The organism is Fibrella musci, assembly GCF_041321105.1.
GTDB lineage: Bacteria > Bacteroidota > Bacteroidia > Cytophagales > Spirosomataceae > Fibrella > Fibrella musci.
This window is the reverse complement of the sequence record NZ_JBGGWD010000004.1, coordinates 278,706-299,083: the sequence shown is the minus strand read 5'-3', so window position 1 is coordinate 299,083 and position 20,378 is coordinate 278,706. Positions and strand designations below refer to the sequence as shown.

At 51.7% G+C, this 20,378-nt stretch carries 18 protein-coding genes; 3 read left to right on the top strand and 15 right to left on the bottom strand.

Annotated features, from left to right (window positions below):
- Positions 1-29: 29 nt before the first annotated feature.
- The gene (locus tag ACAW74_RS14420) at positions 30-536 is read right to left on the bottom strand and encodes a cupin domain-containing protein (RefSeq protein ID WP_370698907.1); all 507 of its coding nucleotides are present in this window, start codon (positions 534-536) and stop codon (positions 30-32) included.
- 90 nt (positions 537-626) lie between these two features.
- The gene (gene tpiA / locus ACAW74_RS14415) at positions 627-1,388 is read right to left on the bottom strand and encodes a triose-phosphate isomerase (protein WP_370698906.1); all 762 of its coding nucleotides are present in this window, start codon (positions 1,386-1,388) and stop codon (positions 627-629) included.
- 211 nt (positions 1,389-1,599) lie between these two features.
- Here tpiA and ACAW74_RS14410 point away from each other — a divergent pair, with 211 nt between their 5' ends.
- Positions 1,600-2,859 (top strand): aspartyl protease family protein, encoded by a 1,260-nt coding sequence (locus ACAW74_RS14410; RefSeq protein ID WP_370698905.1) that lies wholly within the window; start codon positions 1,600-1,602, stop codon positions 2,857-2,859.
- Positions 2,860-2,944: 85 nt separating this feature from the next.
- Here the strand turns inward: ACAW74_RS14410 and rpmB are convergent, their stop codons facing one another.
- Together rpmB and ACAW74_RS14400 are read right to left on the bottom strand one after the other, a co-directional pair.
- Positions 2,945-3,184 carry a 50S ribosomal protein L28 gene (gene rpmB / locus ACAW74_RS14405; protein WP_015330358.1) on the bottom strand — a complete coding sequence of 80 codons (240 nt, stop codon included), beginning with the start codon at positions 3,182-3,184 and terminating at the stop codon, positions 2,945-2,947.
- Positions 3,185-3,244: 60 nt separating this feature from the next.
- On the bottom strand, positions 3,245-3,415 hold the full coding sequence (locus ACAW74_RS14400; protein ID WP_370698904.1) for a C1orf53 family protein: 171 nt from the start codon (positions 3,413-3,415) through the stop codon (positions 3,245-3,247).
- A 109-nt stretch (positions 3,416-3,524) separates the two neighbouring features.
- Between ACAW74_RS14400 and rocD the strand changes: the two genes are divergently transcribed.
- The gene (gene rocD / locus ACAW74_RS14395) at positions 3,525-4,775 is read left to right on the top strand and encodes an ornithine--oxo-acid transaminase (RefSeq protein WP_370698903.1); all 1,251 of its coding nucleotides are present in this window, start codon (positions 3,525-3,527) and stop codon (positions 4,773-4,775) included.
- Here rocD and ACAW74_RS14390 read toward each other — a convergent pair.
- The 3 genes from ACAW74_RS14390 to ACAW74_RS14380 form a co-directional block, all read right to left on the bottom strand.
- On the bottom strand, positions 4,772-7,837 hold the full coding sequence (locus ACAW74_RS14390) for a lantibiotic dehydratase (protein WP_370698902.1): 3,066 nt from the start codon (positions 7,835-7,837) through the stop codon (positions 4,772-4,774). The two genes, rocD and ACAW74_RS14390, sit on opposite strands and share 4 nt — an antisense overlap.
- 85 nt (positions 7,838-7,922) lie before the next feature.
- A complete protein-coding gene (locus tag ACAW74_RS14385; protein ID WP_370698901.1) occupies positions 7,923-8,657 on the bottom strand; it encodes a LytR/AlgR family response regulator transcription factor in 735 nt (244 codons plus the stop codon).
- Positions 8,658-8,765: 108 nt separating this feature from the next.
- On the bottom strand, positions 8,766-10,034 hold the full coding sequence (locus tag ACAW74_RS14380) for a sensor histidine kinase (RefSeq protein ID WP_370698900.1): 1,269 nt from the start codon (positions 10,032-10,034) through the stop codon (positions 8,766-8,768).
- A 1,129-nt stretch (positions 10,035-11,163) separates the two neighbouring features.
- Between ACAW74_RS14380 and ACAW74_RS14375 the strand changes: the two genes are divergently transcribed.
- Positions 11,164-12,213: a lanthionine synthetase LanC family protein gene (locus tag ACAW74_RS14375; RefSeq protein ID WP_370698899.1), complete on the top strand. Its 1,050-nt coding sequence runs from the start codon at positions 11,164-11,166 to the stop codon at positions 12,211-12,213.
- 121 nt (positions 12,214-12,334) lie between these two features.
- Here the strand turns inward: ACAW74_RS14375 and ACAW74_RS14370 are convergent, their stop codons facing one another.
- The 8 genes from ACAW74_RS14370 to ACAW74_RS14335 all read right to left on the bottom strand — a co-directional run bounded on the left by ACAW74_RS14370 (position 12,335) and on the right by ACAW74_RS14335 (position 20,070).
- The gene (locus tag ACAW74_RS14370) at positions 12,335-13,315 is read right to left on the bottom strand and encodes a M48 family metalloprotease (protein WP_370698898.1); all 981 of its coding nucleotides are present in this window, start codon (positions 13,313-13,315) and stop codon (positions 12,335-12,337) included.
- Between the two features lie 125 nt (positions 13,316-13,440).
- Positions 13,441-14,337 carry a twin-arginine translocase subunit TatC gene (tatC, locus tag ACAW74_RS14365; RefSeq protein ID WP_370698897.1) on the bottom strand — a complete coding sequence of 299 codons (897 nt, stop codon included), beginning with the start codon at positions 14,335-14,337 and terminating at the stop codon, positions 13,441-13,443.
- Between the two features lie 114 nt (positions 14,338-14,451).
- Positions 14,452-15,759, bottom strand: coding sequence for a serine hydroxymethyltransferase (gene glyA, locus ACAW74_RS14360; protein ID WP_370698896.1), 1,308 nt, complete (start codon positions 15,757-15,759; stop codon positions 14,452-14,454).
- A gap of 245 nt (positions 15,760-16,004) precedes the next feature.
- Entirely contained in the window at positions 16,005-16,472 is a 468-nt protein-coding gene (rpsG, locus tag ACAW74_RS14355; protein WP_015330349.1) for a 30S ribosomal protein S7, read from the bottom strand.
- Positions 16,473-16,607: 135 nt separating this feature from the next.
- The gene (gene rpsL / locus ACAW74_RS14350) at positions 16,608-17,033 is read right to left on the bottom strand and encodes a 30S ribosomal protein S12 (protein ID WP_370698894.1); all 426 of its coding nucleotides are present in this window, start codon (positions 17,031-17,033) and stop codon (positions 16,608-16,610) included.
- A gap of 184 nt (positions 17,034-17,217) precedes the next feature.
- Positions 17,218-17,541, bottom strand: coding sequence for a DUF3467 domain-containing protein (locus tag ACAW74_RS14345; RefSeq protein ID WP_015330347.1), 324 nt, complete (start codon positions 17,539-17,541; stop codon positions 17,218-17,220).
- A gap of 264 nt (positions 17,542-17,805) precedes the next feature.
- The gene (locus tag ACAW74_RS14340) at positions 17,806-18,081 is read right to left on the bottom strand and encodes a sensor histidine kinase (protein ID WP_441656238.1); all 276 of its coding nucleotides are present in this window, start codon (positions 18,079-18,081) and stop codon (positions 17,806-17,808) included.
- 384 nt (positions 18,082-18,465) lie between these two features.
- Positions 18,466-20,070: an Rne/Rng family ribonuclease gene (locus ACAW74_RS14335; RefSeq protein WP_015330345.1), complete on the bottom strand. Its 1,605-nt coding sequence runs from the start codon at positions 20,068-20,070 to the stop codon at positions 18,466-18,468.
- Positions 20,071-20,378: the final 308 nt, after the last annotated feature.

Below are 20,378 nucleotides of genomic sequence, written 5' to 3'. Positions count from 1 at the left end.
GCATTGTCCATCATACATTGTGCATTACCTCACCGCAATAACTCAATCACCTCGCTGTGCTGCGGGAATTGGGCCAGCATGGCCGTAGGTTCGGCGATGACGAAATCAGCGAAATCAAAGCCGGGTGCTACGGTGCAGCCGACCAGTGAAAACGGGGGCGCATCAGGCTCGCCAACGGGTTTGGATCCAAACCAGCTTCCCGCAGGCACCACCGCCTGAAAGACTTCGCCCCGGTCGGGCCGATTCCCTAGCTGAATTACCGACAACGTACCTGACGTCGGTTCGATTACATATACGTTGAGGGGACCACCTGCGTAAAAATGCCAGACTTCGTCGCTCTGAATCTGGTGCAGGGTAGACCGATGCTGATTTTCCAGCAGAAAATAGATCGCCGTGCTGAATGGCCGGTCGCCCGAGAAGCGGGTTGGCAACGCTGCCTGTGCAATCTGCTCCGTTGCCCGGTACGTTTCGGCGTAGAAACCGCCTTCAGGATGCGGCAACATGGCAAAAGCCTGTATGTAGTCGGCAGCGGTCATGGTTTCGATTATGAAGTATGGGGTATGAATTATGAAACGGTGATAGCACCATACATCATAATTCATACCCCATAATTCCTTTGTAGCTCGTTAAGCTCTTGCCTTCACTACGGTAATGAAATCACGCGATTTAAGCGAAGCACCACCAATCAGACCGCCATCCACGTCGGGTTGGGCGAAGAGTTCGGCGGCGTTCTGCGCGTTGGCACTACCACCATACAGGATACTGATTTCCTGCGCAACGGCGTCGCCGTATTGGCCGGCCAGGTGCTGACGTAGCTCGAAGTGCATATCCTGCGCCTGCCCCGACGTAGCCGTAAGGCCCGTACCAATGGCCCAGATGGGTTCGTAAGCAATCACGACCTTGGTAATTTGCTCTTCGGTCAGGTGAAACAGACTCTCGGTCAGTTGCTCTTTCACGAAGCCCAGGTAATCGCCGTTCTCGCGCAGCTCCCGCGACTCACCGCAGCAGAAGATCGGCGTCAGGCCGTTCTCGAGGGCAATATTCACTTTCTCAGCCAGTTGCGCATTGGTTTCGCCAAAATACTGGCGGCGCTCGCTGTGGCCCAGAATGACGTAATCTACCCCAATTGATTTGAGCATCGGTGCCGAGATTTCGCCCGTGTAGGCGCCCGACGCTTTCTCATGGCAGTTCTGCGCGCCAAGGGCCAGTTTATTGCCCGTCAGGTACGACTTGTAGGTGGTTAGGTAAAGGGCGGGGGGGCACAGCACAACCGTTACGTCGCCGGTCACTTCGGCATTGACCATGTTGACCACTTCCGATACTAAAGCCAGGCCTTCGTCGGCCGTCTTATTCATTTTCCAGTTGCCTGCAACAATCTTCTTACGCATACATCTTTGGTTTGAACTACCGAACAGAAACTGGTTCTGAATCACCTGGGTACGTTGTTCCAGGCAGACCAGATCGCTGTTTCGGAGCCCAAAACTAAAACCTTTCGCCTAAACCGCCGAACCGGTTGGCAATCAGTCGCTTCATTGCTAACTTTTTGTAGATTATATGGGTTTTTTATAATAATTTACTGGTACATTCTACACACTCATCATGAAAACGCTGAGCCTATTGATTGCTATCCTCTACGTGAGTGGGTCGGCGTGGGCTACCGACAAACCCAAGCCCGAGAAAGACCACTTCGGTTTTTATCTGGCAGGAGGCCGGTCGTTTACGCGGCTGCCCTTTCAACTGCATTCCAACCTCATTCTGGTTAAGATGCAGGTCAACAATTCCGATACGCTGAATTTCATTCTGGACACCGGTGTCAGCAACACCATTATTACCGACCCGAAGGCCCTAAATCGGCAGCGGCTTCAGCTATCGCGGAAAGTGAAACTGTCGGGCGTGGGCGAAGGCGCGCAACTGACGGCCTCAATTGCCATTGACAATGAACTATCAATGGGGCACATGCGGGCCTCGCATCAGAACCTTGTCTTGCTCGACGACGACATCCTCAAACTCTCGGAGTATGTGGGTGTGCCGGTGCACGGCATCTTTGGGTATGACCTCTTCAACAATTTTGTGGTTTCGATCGATTTCATCAACCGTGAGCTAACGCTCACCAAGCCTAAGAAATACACCTACAAACGCCGCTTTGGCGACCGTTACCCGATCGTCATCCAGAATACGAAGCCCTACCTGGACGTGGTTGCCATGTTACCCGGCGAACGCAGTGTGCCCCTGCGTGTGGTGCTCGATACGGGCGCGGGCCACGCCCTGATGCTCGACGGACAGCCCAGCACCTGCGCTCTGCCCCTACCCGAGAAGGTAATTCGGGCGCAGTTGGGCCGTGGGCTCAACGGCGTTATTAACGGGAGTCTGGGGCGCATACAGGGCCTGAAAGTGGGGCGGCACGAGTTGCAGCAGATCATTGCCTCTTTTCCCGACAGCTCGTCGTTTGGGATGAAGCTCGTTAACGCTACCGACCGGCAGGGCAATATTGGGTGCGAGCTGCTCCGTCGGTTTACGGTAACGTTCAACTACCCGGAGCAATATATCGTGCTCAAACCCGTGAAACGCCTGTTGCGCGAGCGCTTTGAACACGACATGAGTGGGATGGAACTTCGCGCCAAAGGGCAAAACTTTCGTACGTACTATATCGAGAAAATTGTGGCCGAATCACCGGCCGATCAGGCAGGACTGCTGGAAGGCGACGAACTGGTTTTCGTGAACAACGATAGTGTCAACACACTCAACATCAGCGACATCTACAAGACACTACAACGGGGCGAAGGCAAAGAGGTAACGCTTGTGGTGCGCCGCAACGGCAGCATCGTAGTGGCGCAGTTTGCACTTAAGCGAATTATCTAACCGTTGGCCTACCGACAAAAAAGAAGCCTCCCTCCATCAGGAGAGAGGCTATGTCGGACGGGCACAGGTTAGGTGCTCCGGTCGGTTACGCCGACAGTGTGCCTTTCTTGTAGGCATCGAGCAAAGTCGCTTCCAGACCCTTTTTATTGATGGTCTTGATGGCCGACGTCGAAACTTTCAACGTAATCCACTCGCCCGTCGATTCAACAAAGAACCGCTTCGTCTGAAGGTTGGGATAGAATTTACGTTTCGTTCTATTGTTGGCGTGCGATACATTGTTACCAACCTGCGTCCGCTTTCCTGTAATTTGACAAACTCTGGCCATGACCGTACTCGTTTTCCGTATGAGGGTGCAAAATTGGCGAAAAGCCTGTGGATGTGCAAATTATTTTTCCTTTTTAAACCCATATGGGCAATGCCGACACGCGTTTTTACAGCAATACCCCCGCTTCAGGTGGTAGGCGGCCGTAAAAACAACAAAGCCCTCGGCAGTAAAATAATAGTCTTCGTCCGCCAGACCGGCTATTTTCCGTTTCTTGCTTCCTTCTCCCTGCATACGAGTACGGTGGCTACTTTTTTAGATAGCTTTGGGGAACAAACGTGCTGTGTACGCCGATGGTTTTGACGTATACACGCCGAGCGGTATTAAAACAGAGTTAAAAATCATGATATCCACTACGCTGACAACCTCGCTGGCCGAACAGGCTATTCAACTTGAAGACCAGTATGGCGCTCACAACTACCATCCGTTGCCCGTAGTGCTGACACGGGGCGAGGGCGTTTTTTTGTGGGATGTCGACGGGCGGCGGTATTATGATTTTTTATCGGCCTATAGTGCCGTTAGCCAGGGGCACTGTCACCCACGCATTATCAATGCCCTGATTGAACAGGCTCAACGGCTCACGCTGACGTCGCGCGCTTTTCACAACGATCAGCTGGGCAAAGCGGAAAAATACCTCTGCGATTTTTTCGGATTCGACAAAGTGCTGATGATGAATTCGGGCGTGGAGGCTGGCGAAACAGCGCTGAAACTGACCCGCAAATGGGCCTACAAAGTGAAAGGCATTGCGCAGAATCAGGCCAAAACGGTTTACGCGACCGGCAATTTCTGGGGGCGAACGCTCGCGGCCATTTCGTCGTCGACCGACCCCAGCAGCACCAATGACTACGGCCCGTTGCTGCCTGGGTACGTATTGGTGCCTTACAATGACCTCGCGGCACTGGAAGCTACGTTTGCCGCCGACCCAAACATTGCCGGCTTCATGGTTGAGCCTATTCAGGGCGAGGCGGGCGTGTTGGTGCCCGATGATGGCTACCTGCGCGGTGTGCGGGCACTTTGCACTGCCTACAACGTACTCTTCATTGCCGACGAAGTGCAGACGGGTATTGGCCGCACAGGCCGCCGCCTTGCCTGCGACCACGAAGATGTGAAGCCCGATATCCTGGTGTTGGGCAAAGCGCTTTCAGGTGGGGTCATGCCTGTTTCGGCGGTGCTGGCCTCCGACGAAATTATGCTGACGATCCGGCCCGGCGAACACGGCAGCACCTTTGGCGGCAATCCGTTGGGCTGTGCCGTAGCTGTAGCGGCGCTCGACGTGGTGCGCGATGAGCAACTGGCCGAGAATGCCGAAGCAATGGGGCAGCTCTTCCGTAGCCGGATGAACGCGCTGGCCGCCGAAACTGATCTGATCCTTCAGGTACGTGGCAAAGGCCTGCTCAACGCTATCGTTATTGCCGAGCGCCCCGAATTCGGCGAAGAAACAGCCTGGGAGTTGTGTCTCCGCTTCCGCGACAACGGCCTGCTTTGTAAACCCACCCACGGCGATAAGATCCGCTTCGCGCCACCGCTTGTCATTACGGAAGCCCAGATGAATGACGCCTGCGACATCATCGAACAGGCCATACGAGCCTTCTAGGCTTTGCCTGACGCCGGTCGGTTCCGCTTCAGCAACGACGTGTACTCTTTTTTCAGCAGGTGATACAGCAGGTATTCATGTCGGCGGTTCTCGGTTGGGAATACCCGGTTCAAGAGCATGTGAATCAGCGAGGCAAGTAGATCATCGCGCTCTTTCTGATCGGTGAGGGTAGCCTGTATCTGACTGGCTAGCTGCTGGAAGTGATGCGTAAACGGCTCAAGTTCTGGGGGGGGCTCAGGGGCCGACAGCGCGTCGTGCACCATCGGACGATAGAGCCGGTAGCTTTTGTCTAGTTGCACAAGCAGTGACGTATCGGCCCGAAATTCCCGGCTGAACGCATCCCGAAGTTGAGTAATCAGGTGGTCTCGCTCTCCAACGGGCAGTTGCCAGGCCTCGAACACCTGATCGACCAGCGCACAGGCATAAAAGAGTCGGGTGGTCTCGCCTTCCTGACTCACGACCTGCAGAACGGGCAGCAGCATCTCGCTTTCTGTACAGAACCAGGCTTCGCAAAGGGCTATCCGGGCGGCTCCATACCGTTCCACTTCCCGCTGATACGTATCAAGCTGTACCCGGTATAGCGTCCCATAATCGGCCGTCAGGCGTTGCACCCAGGCCAATACCTGGTTCAACAATTGGTTCTCCTGACCGGGCAGACTCTGAAAACGTACCCGCAGTTGTGGTTCGGGTTGGTTATACCGAACGTAGAACCATTGGTGCAGACTGCCCGCTTCGCGCAGGTCGCCAGTCAGGATCGGCAGTTCAGTCAGTAGCAGCCGTTCACTAGCCTGTTCGCCCGTCACGATCTTCAGATACACCCATTCGCTACCCGGCGCAAAGATGCGTTGCACGTCGGTGGCCGCACGGACGTAGGCAGGCGCCGGCGATGACTTGGTCGTAAAACTGGCCGGAAGAATCAACTCACCGACCCAATGCTGCGCTGGGCCGCCCACCCAACAAGTCTGTTCGCTCAACAGCCATTCCTTCAATTTCACCGTATCATTCTTCGCCAACTCTTCAGTCAGCAAAGCAACGTTCAGGTTGTTCTCCAGATCAAGCGGCAGTTCGTTGTCGGCATTCAGCATGACCACATACCGGGGTACGTTATAGCGACCCCGCCAGATAGCCAGCCAGTTGGGCTGGCTCGTCTGCGCCAAGGCTTTTGTCAGCTGCCAGCTCGCCCGGCTCAGAATAACGTTGCGGTAACGTACCTGCGGCAGGTGAGGCTGCGAGGCGAGCGGCCCCCAGTCCCAACCAACTCGCAGCGTTCCCTCCTGCTTTTGCAAATCACAGAGAAAGCGGTAATGCGCCAACCCCATCGAGAAATTGTGGGCCGTTGATAGTCGGGGAATAACCCGCTTGTTGAGCCGCCGCGACCGCAGTATAATCTTCCGTCCGCGCGGGGCCGAAATCACCAGATCATCGAGCGGAATCTGGTGGTCGTCGGGCACTCCACTGACAGACAGGATCGGAATCTCATAGGACCGCAGTGCCGGACGGGTGAGCACATTGGCTAACCGCGCCTCAGGCAGATGGACAATCTCGGCCCAGATAGCATCCGCCTCCGAGGCTTCCTCTGCTTGCAGACTTGTTTGTAACTGGTCTTTCAGTTCGGCATCCAGATGTGCCATACGCCCCAGCAAGTTGGCCGCCGATGGTCCTCCGCCCGCTACCAGATGAAACTGCCAGTCGCCCGCATCGAGCGCCTCGGCCGAATTGGCCAACAAGTGGCCCATCCAATAGCCACTCGCTGGCAGAGCCGGTTCGGGTTGCCCTTCGGTCAGGCTTGCCAGGTCGGCATCCGACAGATTCAGCTGAGGGTCGTCAAGGCGCATGGCTTCCGTAAATAGCCGGAGCATTCCTTGCTGAGCTGGTGTAAACGCAACGTCGCCCGGGGCGCCTTCGGGCCAGTCGATGCCATCCAGCAGCACGGCCGTCAGTGAGCTTCCACCATAACCCACGCCGATATCCGGGTCAAGCGCCAGCAGCAGGGGAACCTCCTGCTCCTCATACCGTTCGTAGAAGCGCTCCCGAAAGGTAGACAGGTACGTTTGCTCAGCCGGACTGAGGCGCAGCAGCCGCTCTAACGTTTGGCTCAACTGCTCACGCACGGGTTGGCCAATTGCATTCTGCTGAGTGGGAAAGTACGTATCGCACTGCACCAAGAGCCGGTTGTCGATAGCGATAACAGGAGCCAACAGCCCATCCAGCCGCTGGCAGTCAGGTACGTTGCTCGCTGGGTTGGCCCCGCGAAGCGTCTCGTGGACATCCGTCAGCAAGTCGATAATAGGCTGTTGATCGGTATACGGTCGTAACCGTTCCAACAAACGTCCCAATTCATCCTGCGCCGTTAAGCTCGGATCAAATTCAGACTGGATGAGTTGATTGTCGATCAGGTTCTCGATAAACGCCTGGGCATCGTCGGCGTCGATTCCATCCTGTCCCAGTAGGTCAATCAGTTCGGGAATAGTAGCACCATCGCGAGCCGTAGCCAATATACATTGCAGGTAATCGGTGTTGTCGGTAACACTCAGCGCGTAGCTTCCGGGTAAACCTCCCTCCTGATTGGCCTCAACATAGCGCAGGTCAGCTCCAACAGCGTAGGTCGTGGTGTTAGATCGGTAGCGTACTGTCGGCCAGATAGCCGACAGCTGGCTAACATACTGCAGCAGCTGTTGCATGGCCATCGCGTCGAGTCGCAGATGGGTACGTACCGGCGTCGCGTCGTCGAACGTAACCCCCGATGCTATCCCCCATTTTCCCAACGAAATGCCTGAGCATAAGCCAAACGGCGTGGCGCGGGTCGACATCCGAATGAGGTACCGGTATAGCGTTTTCAGCAGCTTTTCGGATGGTGACAACGTACCTGACAACCACTGCTGACAGTGCAGATAGACATCAGTCGACGCGAAAAAAAGAGCTTGTTGTGCGTATGGTTGCTGATAGAAGTCCTTCAGCACATCGACCAATGCGTGGCCCTGCCGGAGTCGTTGCTGAACCTGAAAATAGGTTTCGATAGGCAACAGAGGCCGACGCAGCACATAAAACGGATGCAGTTGCATGGCAATCGATTGACTGACGCCTTGCCAGGCCTAATGGCCTTTAAGACACCGGGCAAGGCGTCTGATAAGCCCCTATAGCCAAGGACTATTTAGTTTGGATAAGCTGTTTGCTAAACTTGAGCAGCAAGTCTTCTTTATACTTGCCCGACGTGGGAATCCGGGGCGCTCCCTTCATCAGGATTTCGTTGCCATCGATGGCTGTGATCATGCGGGTAGCCACAATGTATGATCGATGCACGCGGGTAAAAAGCCGGTCAGGCAACCGTTCCTCCAAGTCAGAAATGCCAATATAGGTGACTATACGTTCCTTTTTATCAGTATAAATAGACACGTAGTTTTTTAACCCTTCCACATATACGATTTCTGCCAAGTCGATTTTACGATACTTCCCTTTATGTTCTGTTTTAACCAGAATGAAATCCGGTTCTTCGTCTTTTTCTGCGGCAACGGATGCGGGTACTGGGCGAGCTATCTGGTTGAATACCTTCTCAGTAGCTTTCAGAAATCGCTGATACGGAATCGGTTTTAGCAGATAATCAACTACATTCCGTTCAAAACCTTCCAGCGCATACTCACTGTAGGCAGTAGTCATAATTACTCGGTAACTACCACTGTATAAATCCAAGAATTGCAGGCCCGTTAGCCGGGGCATTTGAATATCCAGAAACAACAGATCAATGCCGCCCCACTCGAGCATATCAGCCGCCTCAAACACATTAGTCGTCGCCCCAACCAATTTCAGGTAAGGCGTATCGTTAACGTAACGCTTAAGGATGTTGATTGCAGCGTGTTCGTCATCCAGAATCAGGCAATTGATCATAACCAACAAGTAGGTAACGTGAAAATTGACTACGCAACTACTGCGTATAGGGGTATTTAGATGATGAGCTGGCGAATTGTTTACAATTATCGCTCTTTTTGCATAATATCACTCATGAACGACTTGGTGTTTAGCTACTTTTTTATTTACATCTGTAAAATTTATATGAATCTCAACAGAGTAGAAATCTTTCGTTTCCTGAACCTTAAGGTCGTACATATCGCCGTAAAAAATTGTTAACTGTTTCTCGATGTTCTTCATACCGACCCCACCCTGTGAATAGGTTGGAAATTCCTTCTTGGCATTGTGACCATAATACGTTAACGAGTTGTCATCCAGCACAATACGCACCGTAGCTGGGTTGTCTACATCAGATAGGTCACCGTATTTAAATATATTTTCAATAAGCGAAATCAGGATCAGCGGCAGAATTGACAGGTGAGCTTCTAACTCGTCGCCTTCGACTGTCAACTCGAGATTCATCTGATCCCCAAAGCGTAGTCGTTGCAGGTTAATATAATGCCGTATGTAGTTCAATTCGTGCTCAACCGTTACTAACGATTTACTACTTAGCTGCATCACCGTGCGCATCATAGTCGCCAGTTCAAAAATTGCATCAGCGAGACGCGTAGAGGTGTTGAGTGCTTCGGAGTAAAAAAAATTCAACGTATTGAATATAAAATGCGGGTTCAACTGCACCCGCAGAAAGGCCAATTCTGACTGAACTTTGGCCTGCTCAAGCTGAAGCATGTCGTGTTGCATCCGTTGCTTCTGCCGTTCAAGACGAATGGCGTCCAAGGCAAACCAATAGCCATAACTGAATAGTAAGTATTGCAGCGCAATCCAGATTGAGTCAGGCAGAAATTTAGAGAACATCGTACTAAAACTACTGTATTCGTTTACGTACCCGACAGCCGGGAAGTAGTAATAAAACAACAGATAGCGTAGTCCGATAAATACGGTCAATAACACCACGGTGTACAATAAAAGCCTGATATACTGCTTACGAGCGACCTGTGGTTGAACGACTAGGTAGGTATTTGTATAAAAAAGCAACGCAGTCAGCGAGTACGTAAACAGTGTTCGCTGAGGGGTGATCTGGTGATAATCATCAATAAAAAGCAACAGATTGTTGACCGTGAAGTGCAGAAACCAAGCAAACAAATGGAGTAGAACCGTTCGCCCATGACGCTGGAACCAAACCAACATACGGGGCAAGTACGGGATTCGTATAGGCCAATCTGACCCTGGTATAATTGATTTCACAGCTCTGATTTTCACGCTCAACTTTGCATTGTCAAGTTTAACAACACCCATAAACAACCAACCATTATGACAACGGTCAACGCTCCCCGCCTCCAGTTCAACAAACGCCAAGTAGCCAATCTCAATGTTCGTCAGCGCGCTAACGGCCGCTCATCGACCTGGCCCACTGTTGCCACTGTTATCGGTTAACTCATTCTGTTCCAGTCTCATTCAGTCAATCACTTTAGCTTCAAGTACTCCTCATGACAACGTCTGCATCACCCCGTCTCCAGTTCAACAAACGCCAGGTAGCTAACCTCAATGTTCGTCAGCGTGCTAATGGCCGCTCATCAACCTGGCCTACTGTAGCTACCGTTATCGGTTAAGTTTTCTCTCATCTGCATATTCACCCCAAAGACAGCAACCAATCATCATGACAACGGTCAACGCTCCCCGCCTCCAGTTCAACAAACGCCAAGTAGCCAATCTCAATGTTCGTCAGCGCGCTAACGGCCGCTCATCGACCTGGCCCACTGTTGCCACTGTTATCGGTTAACTCATTCTGTTCCAGTCTCATTCAGTCAATCACTTTAGCTTCAAGTACTCCTCATGACAACGTCTGCATCACCCCGTCTCCAGTTCAACAAACGCCAGGTAGCTAACCTCAATGTTCGTCAGCGTGCTAATGGCCGCTCATCAACCTGGCCTACTGTAGCTACCGTTATTGGTTAAGCACAAAAACCAACGCTTTATCCGGGTCGTCAGCCAACTTACGGACATAAAACTAATTGTCTGCGACAACAAAAATTTCACCAGCCTCAAGTAACCCAATAATAAATTTTAATCAACTGACCAACATGACAACGACCATTGCCCCTCGTCTTCAGTTTACTAAAAGGCAGGTGGCTACCCTCAATGTTCGTCAGTATACAAGTGGTCGTTCGTCGACTTGGCCTACAGTTGCCACTGTCATTGGTTAAGTTACCACTTAAAAGCTTTATCCATTGATTGGTTAACAGTTAATTCATATACCAGACAAGTTGGTATGATTACTGTGACACCCAAGGCATTCCCCTCAAGTAACCCATAAAAGTTAAAACAACTGAATAGAATGACAACGTCGACAGCCTCTGCCCGTTTATCTTTCAGCAAACGTTAATTGGCTACTCTCAACGTCCGTCAACGCATTAACAGTGGTCAGCCGTCAACTTGGCTCACCATTGCTACTGTTATTGGTTAAACTTTTTGTTGTTTTGCACTTATGGTTCCAACTGTTGGTTCCCCCAAGTACCCCATTTCCACGATGCCATTGCTCGAAGCAGCATTGATGCAGGCATGGCAGGGAAGCTATGCGGCCTGGTATCAGGTACGTAAGCAAGCTATAACGGATGATTTGGGGCAAGATCCAACCAACCGGCTTTTGCTGTTGTTGGGTGAGGAAATAACCAGCACCTCCCGAATTACGCCTGAACAGCAGGCACTTGATGCTTATCTGTTCGATACGGTCCAGAGCCCTATCAGCAACAACCAATGGGCTGTTGCCGATGGTACGGCACCTTTGATTGGCCACTTCGCCAGCCGACGTACCCGGGGTCACCTCCAATATAACACCTACGAAAAGCCGCTTATCGAAGGCGCGCTTGCCTACCTCGGCACTGCCCTGGATGCCGCCACCATCGACTTGTCGCTGGCTACGGGACTGACGGGGAAGCTGCTCAGCGTTGGTAGTGTCTACGACAACGAACTATTCGACAATTTTTCGCACCCGGTCATGCCCGAAATCGACCGGCTACTGCGTCAATATATACGACTGCTTCAACAAAGCCGACTCCCGATCGATGCCAGCCTGGAGCAATTTGTTCAATTCCCTAACTTGATTTCGAAGACGGATAACCTTTGGGAAGAGCCCGAACATGGGGGCTGGGCCGAAGGCGATCTGGGTCAGGCCATGTTGTTGGCTCAATGCGGGCGCTGGCTCAACCAGCCTGATTTGATCAAGTGGGCCATTCGGGTAGCGGCCTACACAATCCACCGCCGGAAAATCGGGCAGATGCAGATCGACACGCCGGGGATTCGGTATGGTATGGCCGGCATGATGCGGCTTTATCAACGGGTATATGAACTTACCGGCGAACCCACTATCGAATTGGAAGCACAACTCTGGCGCCAACAGTTACATACGTTGTTACCGACCCTGGAAGCCGCTACCGCACCCGATTATTCATTGTTTGATGGCCTGCTAGGTCTGTACGGGTCTATGCAAACCAGATACGATGGCAGCGATTTGCCGCTTCGCAGTCTGTTGCTTTAACTGCCATACACTCCTTTTAATACACCGATCCCGAACCAGAAAATTTTCTATTATAAATCTCATCACTCACCACAAACGGCCCCGGCTACCTAGTCGGGGCCGTTTGTGGTATTACGGGCTATCAACGTAATACATCGTTAGCGTAGTTACCTTCTTCTTCGACGCCCCCTTCTGCATCGTACAACGTACCTGGACCGCTTCGCTTCCCGTTTCGGAACGTACCTACGAAGCGATCACCGTCGGAAAAGTAATACGTGCCTTTTCCATGAGGTTGATCATAGGCAAACTGGCCTGCATAGCGGTCGCCGTTTGGATAGTAATAGACGCCGTATCCCGTGCGCAGACCCATCAGCACGCCGCCTTTGTATTTCAGTTTACCGCCTGGGTACGTTTGGGTAGCCAGTGTGGGGGTTACGCCGGTCGATGCTGTCACGGGCTCGGCGGTTGGTTTCGGAGCACTAGCTACTACCGGAGCAGCCGGACGACTGGGCACTACCGATTTGGTGCGGGGATAAATCGCATCGGCTTCGGTCCAGCCTTTGGTTATCGCATCCAGCCGGGAGGTCCGACCAGGGTGTGAACTCGATGCACTGTAGCTGCCAATCGTACGAATAGCCACGGTTGCTTCATTCAACGTGGCCCCGAGCTGATGCAATACGAAACCCGAAAACCGATCAGCTTCCAATTCTTTCTGGTGCGAACTACCACCCGAATTCAACGTGTGGCCCTGTAAATGATGGCCAATCTCATGCGCCATGATACTGACCGCCGACCAGTCGGTTTCGGTTTCGTCTTCCAGTTGCTGCATAAAAACACCATCATACAATATGAACCGTTGCCCATTCATGACCGCGGCAAAACAGTTGCGCGTTTCGGGGCATTCCATAATCTTGAAATTCCGCATCAGCCCAATGGGACGCAGAATCCGATCGACAACTTTTTCAGCGTGACGGTTCGATCCGCTGGCCCGGTCGGTACAGCGAACAGTAGGGGCGGCGTTGCCTGAATAATTGCAGACAAACGCCTCAGCAGTTTGCGATTGAGCCAATGCCGGGCTAACACATAACGTAGCCACAATGAGCAGCGGCGCGATGATTTTCATGGGTAAGTGGGTTAACACACCCACTAAAACGATAAAGTAGGCCCATTCATTTTATCGCCGTTTTTCATACGCAAAAAGCCGCCGGAATTGCTCCCGGCGGCTTTTTCGTTGAGTAAATCAGCTTGTTACTTGGCCAGTTCCTGGGCGTCTTTAAGGCGAGCTCGTTGGATAGAACGCGACACCAGAATACTCACTTCATACAGCATTGCCAAAGGCAACGCCACCAATACCTGACTATAAATATCCGGTGAGGGGGTAATTACACCAGCAACAATCAGAATAACAATCCAGGCATGTTTGCGGTATTCGCGCATAAAGCCGGGCGTCAACACACCTACTTTGGATAGCACAAACGCCACGATTGGCATCTGAAACATCAAGGCACAGCCCAGAGACAGCATAGCCAGAACACCTATGTAAGAGGTTATGTCATACTGGTTCTTGATGTCCGGCGACAGCTGATAGTTGGCCAGGAAGTTGATGGCTAGTGGCGACACAATGAAGTAGCCAAAGAAGAGCCCCATAAAAAACAGTAGCGACACATAGAAGACAGCACCACGAGCAGCACGTCGCTCACTGGCACGCAGACCGGGAGCAATAAAACGCCAGACTTCCCAAAACGTATAAGGAAACGCGAAACTCAGCCCCACTATAAACGAGATGGTCAGCGACATAGTGAAGTTGTCCGCCATACCTAAAGCCTGTAGCTCAAAGTTGAGTTTATCAACACACAAATCGCGATATCCCGTTATGTCGGCCAGCTTACAAAGCTGCCGGTATGTCCAGAAACTGGGGTCTTTGGGCGCAATAATGACGTACTGAAAAATGTCCTTGATAAAAACGAAGGCAATAAGGGCGAATACAAAGATCGACGCAAAAGCCCGCAACAAGTGCCACCGAAGCTCTTCCAGGTGTTCGAGGAAGCTCATTTCGGTGCCATCACTGTCAGGATCAGGCAGTGCGCTCTCGCTGTCTTCGTCGTAATTGTAAAATTTGTCGTCAAACGACTGATCTAAGGCCATACATATCCGTTTACTCTTTACTGTTCACTGTTCTCAGTTTGGCTATTCAGGCACCTTAGTTTCCTCAGCGAAGCAACAGAAGACAGTGGACAGTAGACAGTAAACTATTAAGAGTTATGCGTATAACGGAAACGCCTTCATCCAGGCGTTAATTTTCTCCCGAACGGCACTGATTTTAGCATCATTGTCGTGGTTCATCAATACTTCGTCGATGTAATCCACGATCAATTCCATATCCGCTTCTTTCAGACCGCGCGTTGTCATGGCCGCTGTTCCAACACGCATCCCCGACGTTACCATCGGCGACTTGTCATCAAACGGAACCATGTTCTTGTTAATCGTAATGTCAGCCTTAATCAGGGTGTTTTCGGCCAGTTTGCCCGTCAGGCTTGTAGCCGCCCCCCCTTTCGTGCGCAAATCGATCAGCATCAGGTGGTTGTCTGTACCACCCGAAATGATACGATAGCCTTTCTCAGTAAAGGCCTTTGCCATAGCCAGCGCGTTGGCACGTACCTGAACCGCGTAATCATAAAAATCGTCGGTGAGGGCTTCACCAAAAGCAACGGCTTTCGCCGCAATAATATGCTCCAGCGGCCCGCCCTGCGTACCCGGAAACACACCCGAATCGAGCAACGACGACATCATGCGCAACTCACCTTTCGGCGTCTTCAATCCAAACGGATTCTCGAAGTCGTTCCGCATCATGATCATGCCCCCCCGGGTGCCGCGCAGCGTCTTGTGCGTGGTAGTTGTTACGATGTGCGCATGTTCGAGTGGGTCGTTCAGCAGCCCCTTGGCAATCAGCCCGGCCGGGTGCGATACGTCGGCCAGCATCAGCGCGCCTACCGAATCGGCAATGGCCCGCAGGCGAGCGTAGTCCCAGTCGCGGCTATAGGCCGAGGCACCGCAGATAAGCATTTTGGGCTTCTCGCGCTGAGCGGTTTCTTCGACTACATCGTAGTTAATCACCCCCGTTTCCTGCTCAACGCCATAGAACGTCGGGCGGAAGTATTTACCAGAAATATTGACCGGTGAGCCGTGGGTGAGGTGGCCGCCGTGGCTAAGGTCGAAACCCAGAATGGTATCGCCGGGTTTCAGCGTAGCCAGAAACACAGCCGTATTGGCCTGTGCACCAGAATGCGGCTGTACGTTAGCCCAGGTGGCACCAAATAATTCTTTCGCCCGGTCGATGGCAATCTGCTCAACCTGATCAACCACTTCGCAACCACCATAATACCGTTTGCCGGGCAGGCCTTCAGCATATTTGTTGGTCAAAACGCTACCGGCGGCTTCCATCACCTGTGGCGATACGAAATTCTCAGAAGCAATCAGTTCAATGCCTGACTCCTGACGGTGTTGTTCTTTGGCAATCAGATCGAAAATCTGCGCGTCACGTGTGCGGGTGGTTGTCGTTGCAGTCATAAAAAGGGAAGTTCTCTGTCTTCTGGTTACGGTTTTCCGCTATGCCGGTTCGGCAACTGATCGCTTAGGCCACAACGTACCTGAAAACCGTAGACAGAAGACTGTAAACCGATTGTCAAAGGTACGGCGTTTCAGGCAGATGCGATTGACAGCGCATTAAAAAAGCCCCCTGCTTTGGGCGGGGGGCTTTTCCTTGTCAAACCTATAAGGTTTTCAAAACCTTGTAGATTTATAAGCGGTCTGTGTTAGAACCGGAAGTGTGAGAACGCCTTGTTGGCTTCAGCCATGCGGTGCGTATCATCTTTCTTTTTAACGGCAGCACCTTCACCTTTTGAGGCAGCGATGATTTCGGCCGCTAACCGGTCTACCATGGTTTTCTCGCCGCGTGAACGAGCATACCGGATCAGCCATTTCATGCCTACCGAGACCTTCCGGTCTGCGCGTACTTCGGTCGGCACCTGGAAGGTGGCCCCACCGACGCGGCGGCTTTTCACTTCAACTGAAGGCATTACGTTGTTCAACGCTTTCCGCCATACATCCAGGCCGCTTTCGCTCGTGCGCTTAGCCACGATATCGAGGGCATCATAGAAGATGGAGTACGACAACGACTTCTTGCCTTCGTACATCAAATTGTTTACAAACTTGGTTACCAGCACCTCCTTGTATTTGGGGTCGGGCAACACATACCGCTTGGGGGGTTTCGACTTTCTCATTATGTCTTCAGATTTCTCTTACTCTGCCGTAGTCTTTCAACGGGCAGTGTTGGAAATGAATAATGTAGAATGATTGATGTATAATGACTTCCAGAAGGGCTCATTATACAGTAGGCACTCTTCATTATTCATTAATTATTTTTTCTTGCCTTTTTGCGGAGCACCTTTACCAGCAGCTGGAGCCTGACCTGGTTTCGGACGTTTAGCACCGTATTTAGACCGGCTTTGCAGACGGCCGCTTACACCAGCCGTATCGAGCGCACCGCGCACGATGTGGTAACGTACACCCGGCAGGTCTTTCACCCGGCCACCGCGAATCAGCACGATTGAGTGCTCTTGCAGGTTGTGGCCTTCGCCCGGAATGTAGGCGTTGACTTCTTTCCCGTTCGACAAACGAACACGGGCAACTTTACGAAGCGCCGAGTTTGGCTTCTTCGGAGTGGTCGTATATACACGAGTACATACACCACGACGCTGCGGGCAAGCGTCCAAAGCCGGAGACTTCGACTTAAACTCCAGCTTTTCGCGGCCCTTGCGGACTAATTGTTGTATGGTAGGCATTAATTAATTGGTTGTTTGCTATGCAATCTGAGCCGTCTAAGCACGTCTCCCCGAAATTCGGAGTGCAAAGGTATGAAAATGAGTTTAAAGTTCAAGGTTTAAGGGGCAAAGTTGCTTCGCCAATCCACAGTTGAGGCCATCGACCGGACAACCTTGAAATCTGGCCTTTGGTCGTTAAGCTCCCTTAGGCTTCCCCTACCGGTCCACCGAAGCCGCCGGTTGGAAAACGGAAGGTATCGTCGGGTTGGTTAATGGCCCCGAAGTTGTCTTCGAACTTGCGGATATTCTCTTTCAGCGCCACCAACAACCGCTTGGCGTGTTCGGGCGTCAGGATAATCCGCGACTTTACTTTGGCTTTCGGAATGCCGGGCATCAGCCGGATGAAATCGACAATAAACTCGCTGTTCGAGTGGGCAATCATCGCCAAATTGGCGTAAACCCCCTCTGCTACCTCCTCACTCAGTTCGACATCGATCGACCCGTCGTTATTGAAATTCTGCTGTTCCATGTAGTCAAAAATACGGGTTTGGCGTCGACAATAAAAAACCCCGGCACCGAAGGTACCGAGGTCTTCCTCTACAAGTGGAAAGGTTGAAGCTATAAACAAGCCCAGCTTGAGCCGGGGCCTCGTTTGCTTAACTTATACACACCCGGTTGATTGGCGTGTTTACAAAAATAAAAAATCGTTAAAGAATGACCAAACCCCTCTTCGGCCCTTTGAGTGAACGGCTACGCCTGTCTGACCTTCTAATGTATGCCGCTCTACTGCCATTCAGGTACGTTCCTTACTGCTCAACGGGCAGTAAAATGTAAACGCCGCGCCCTTATTCAGCTGACTTTCAGCAGCAATGCATCCCTGATGATTCTCAACGACGCACCGACAGATGGCCAGGCCAATCCCTGTTCCAGAGAATTCGCCTTTGCTGTTTAGCCGCTGAAACGTACCCAAAATTTTGTCGGTACATTTCATATCGAAGCCAATTCCATTGTCTGGTACCCTGATTATGATATAAGCTCTCGAGTCGAGCAGGTTGAACAGTGCCCGCACTCTGCTGGTGACCGGGCAGTTCTGAACCGTCCTCGGTGAGGGGACCAATCAGGACTAAATTTTAAGGCATTACTAATCAGATTCTGGGACAACTGACGCATCTGACCCCGTACAGCCTGAATAACCGGCAAGGTATCGAGTTCTACCTGAGCATTCCGTTCCTTAATGCGACCAACGAGACCGTCCAGAATCAAGCTTCGTACGGGGCAAATTTATTACCCAGTTCATACTATCGTAAATACATCCGGACACTCAGGTACGTCCTGACCGACTTCTATCTTCTTCTAGGTTGCGTTATTTTTGAGAGGCGATACCAAAAGCCTGGCAACTAAAAAAGCCGTCCGGGCTAATGCTCCGGACGGCTTTTTTCTGTCAACAGACGGTTTAGGCTTCAACCACGACCACCTTCTCCGACGGGTTGTTAGGCGTCGGGTTAGTAGCCAGTTCAATCTCCTCGCCGTGTTTGTTGAGGAATCGGAAATCAGTGATACCCAGCGAACTGTCTTTGGTCAGCTTCACCCAGGTTTTATACTTCAAAAACCACTTGTGTTGTGGCGAAGGAAAACCCTTCGTGAAATAAGCGTACAGGAATGGGTGTAAGACGATCTGAATACCACGCTCGTTCTGCTTTGTCAGGATATAATCGACGTTGCCCTCGATAATGTCCGTGATCAGCACGCTCGCCTGAATGGTACCCGTACCGCCGCAGGTGGGACATACCTCCCGCGTTACGATGTTCAATTCAGGACGTACCCGCTGCCGGGTAATCTGCATCAGGCCGAATTTGGTGAGGGGCAGGATCGTGAACTTCGACCGGTCGCCCTTCATTTCGTCGCGCATGATGTCGAAGATCAGCTTCTTGTTGTCGGCCTTCTTCATGTCGATAAAATCGACAACGATGATGCCGCCCATATCCCGAAGCCGCAGTTGCCGGGCAATCTCGCGGGCCGCTTCGCGGTTGACGCTGATCGCTGTAGCTTCCTGATCTTCTTCTGAATTCGACTTATTCCCGCTGTTTACGTCAATGACGTGCAGGGCTTCGGTATGCTCGATGATGAGATACCCACCACCCGGCAAGCTCACCGACCGCCCAAACAGCGACTTGATTTGCTTTTCTAATCCCAGCGACTCAAACAACTTGGCCTTGCCGCTGTACAGTTTTACAATCTTCTCTTTCTCCGGGGCAATCGTATGGATGAACTCCCGTATTTGATCGAAGCCTTCTTTGGTATCGACCGTAATGCTGTCAAACGACTCGTTGAGCATGTCGCGCAGAATAGACGAGGCGCGGTTCATTTCGCTCAGGACACGGTCGCGGGGTTTGGCATCGCGTAGATTTTGCAGGGCGCGGTCCCATTTATCAATGGAATTTTGCAGATCGCGGTCGAGTTCTTCGACCTCTTTACCCTGCGCCACCGTACGAACGATGACCCCAAAGTTTTTGGGTTTAATAGCCGACATCAACTTAATCAGCCGATTGCGTTCGGTCCGATCGGTGATTTTCTTCGACAGATTAACCCCGTTGGAGAAAGGTACGAGCACGAGATAGCGGCCCGCAATGGAAATGTCACAGGAAAGGCGCGGCCCTTTGGTTGAGATGGGTTCTTTCACCACCTGTACCAGAATGGACTGCCCTTTGGTCAGCACCTTGTCGATTTTACCAATTTTCTCGATGGCCGGCTCCATCTCGAAATCAGATAATCGGCCCGTGTTGACACGCTTGGCGATTACTTCTTTAGTTAACTTGTTTAGGGAGTTGATGTGCTGGCCGAGGTCCTGATAATGCAGGAATCCGTCTTTTTCGTGGCCCACGTCGACAAACGCCGCGTTGAGGCCCGACGACAACTTCTTAACGGTACCTAAATACAAATCGCCAACCGTAAAGCTGCTTTCCGACTCATCGAGGTGGTACTCAAGCAGGCGTTTATCCTGCAGGAGTGCAATCCGATCCCCTTTCTGAGTGGAACTGATTACAATTTCGTTGCTCACAAGCGATTAGCACGGTTAAAATGGCGTGTAGGATATAAACAAAGAAGCCACGCACGCGGAAAACGGCGAGGCCTCTCAAAATAAGTTTGACGTTTAGAGTTTGGAGTTGCTTCGCTAAAAGTTAATCAGGTACGTTAGCAGAGCGACTCCAAGCTCCAAACTCTAAACTATTTTTTCTTGTGCCGATTCTTTCTGAGCCGTTTTTTCCGCTTGTGAGTGGCGATTTTGTGCCGCTTCCGTTTTTTACCGCAAGGCATAGTGCGTAAGGTTTTATGTGTGTTACAAATGTCGGCCACCACCTGGTAAGC

Coding starts and splice junctions, on each gene's coding strand:
- rocD (WP_370698903.1), top strand. CDS start 3,525: ATGATATCCACTACGCTGACAACCTCGCTGGCCGAACAGGCTATTCAA.
- rpmB (WP_015330358.1), bottom strand. CDS start 3,184: ATGGCCAGAGTTTGTCAAATTACAGGAAAGCGGACGCAGGTTGGTAAC.
- ACAW74_RS14400 (WP_370698904.1), bottom strand. CDS start 3,415: ATGCAGGGAGAAGGAAGCAAGAAACGGAAAATAGCCGGTCTGGCGGAC.
- glyA (WP_370698896.1), bottom strand. CDS start 15,759: ATGACTGCAACGACAACCACCCGCACACGTGACGCGCAGATTTTCGAT.
- rpsG (WP_015330349.1), bottom strand. CDS start 16,472: ATGAGAAAGTCGAAACCCCCCAAGCGGTATGTGTTGCCCGACCCCAAA.
- ACAW74_RS14410 (WP_370698905.1), top strand. CDS start 1,600: ATGAAAACGCTGAGCCTATTGATTGCTATCCTCTACGTGAGTGGGTCG.
- tpiA (WP_370698906.1), bottom strand. CDS start 1,388: ATGCGTAAGAAGATTGTTGCAGGCAACTGGAAAATGAATAAGACGGCC.
- ACAW74_RS14375 (WP_370698899.1), top strand. CDS start 11,164: ATGGTTCCAACTGTTGGTTCCCCCAAGTACCCCATTTCCACGATGCCA.
- ACAW74_RS14390 (WP_370698902.1), bottom strand. CDS start 7,837: ATGCAACTGCATCCGTTTTATGTGCTGCGTCGGCCTCTGTTGCCTATC.
- ACAW74_RS14385 (WP_370698901.1), bottom strand. CDS start 8,657: ATGATCAATTGCCTGATTCTGGATGACGAACACGCTGCAATCAACATC.
- ACAW74_RS14345 (WP_015330347.1), bottom strand. CDS start 17,541: ATGGAACAGCAGAATTTCAATAACGACGGGTCGATCGATGTCGAACTG.
- ACAW74_RS14420 (WP_370698907.1), bottom strand. CDS start 536: ATGACCGCTGCCGACTACATACAGGCTTTTGCCATGTTGCCGCATCCT.
- rpsL (WP_370698894.1), bottom strand. CDS start 17,033: ATGCCTACCATACAACAATTAGTCCGCAAGGGCCGCGAAAAGCTGGAG.
- ACAW74_RS14370 (WP_370698898.1), bottom strand. CDS start 13,315: ATGAAAATCATCGCGCCGCTGCTCATTGTGGCTACGTTATGTGTTAGC.
- tatC (WP_370698897.1), bottom strand. CDS start 14,337: ATGGCCTTAGATCAGTCGTTTGACGACAAATTTTACAATTACGACGAA.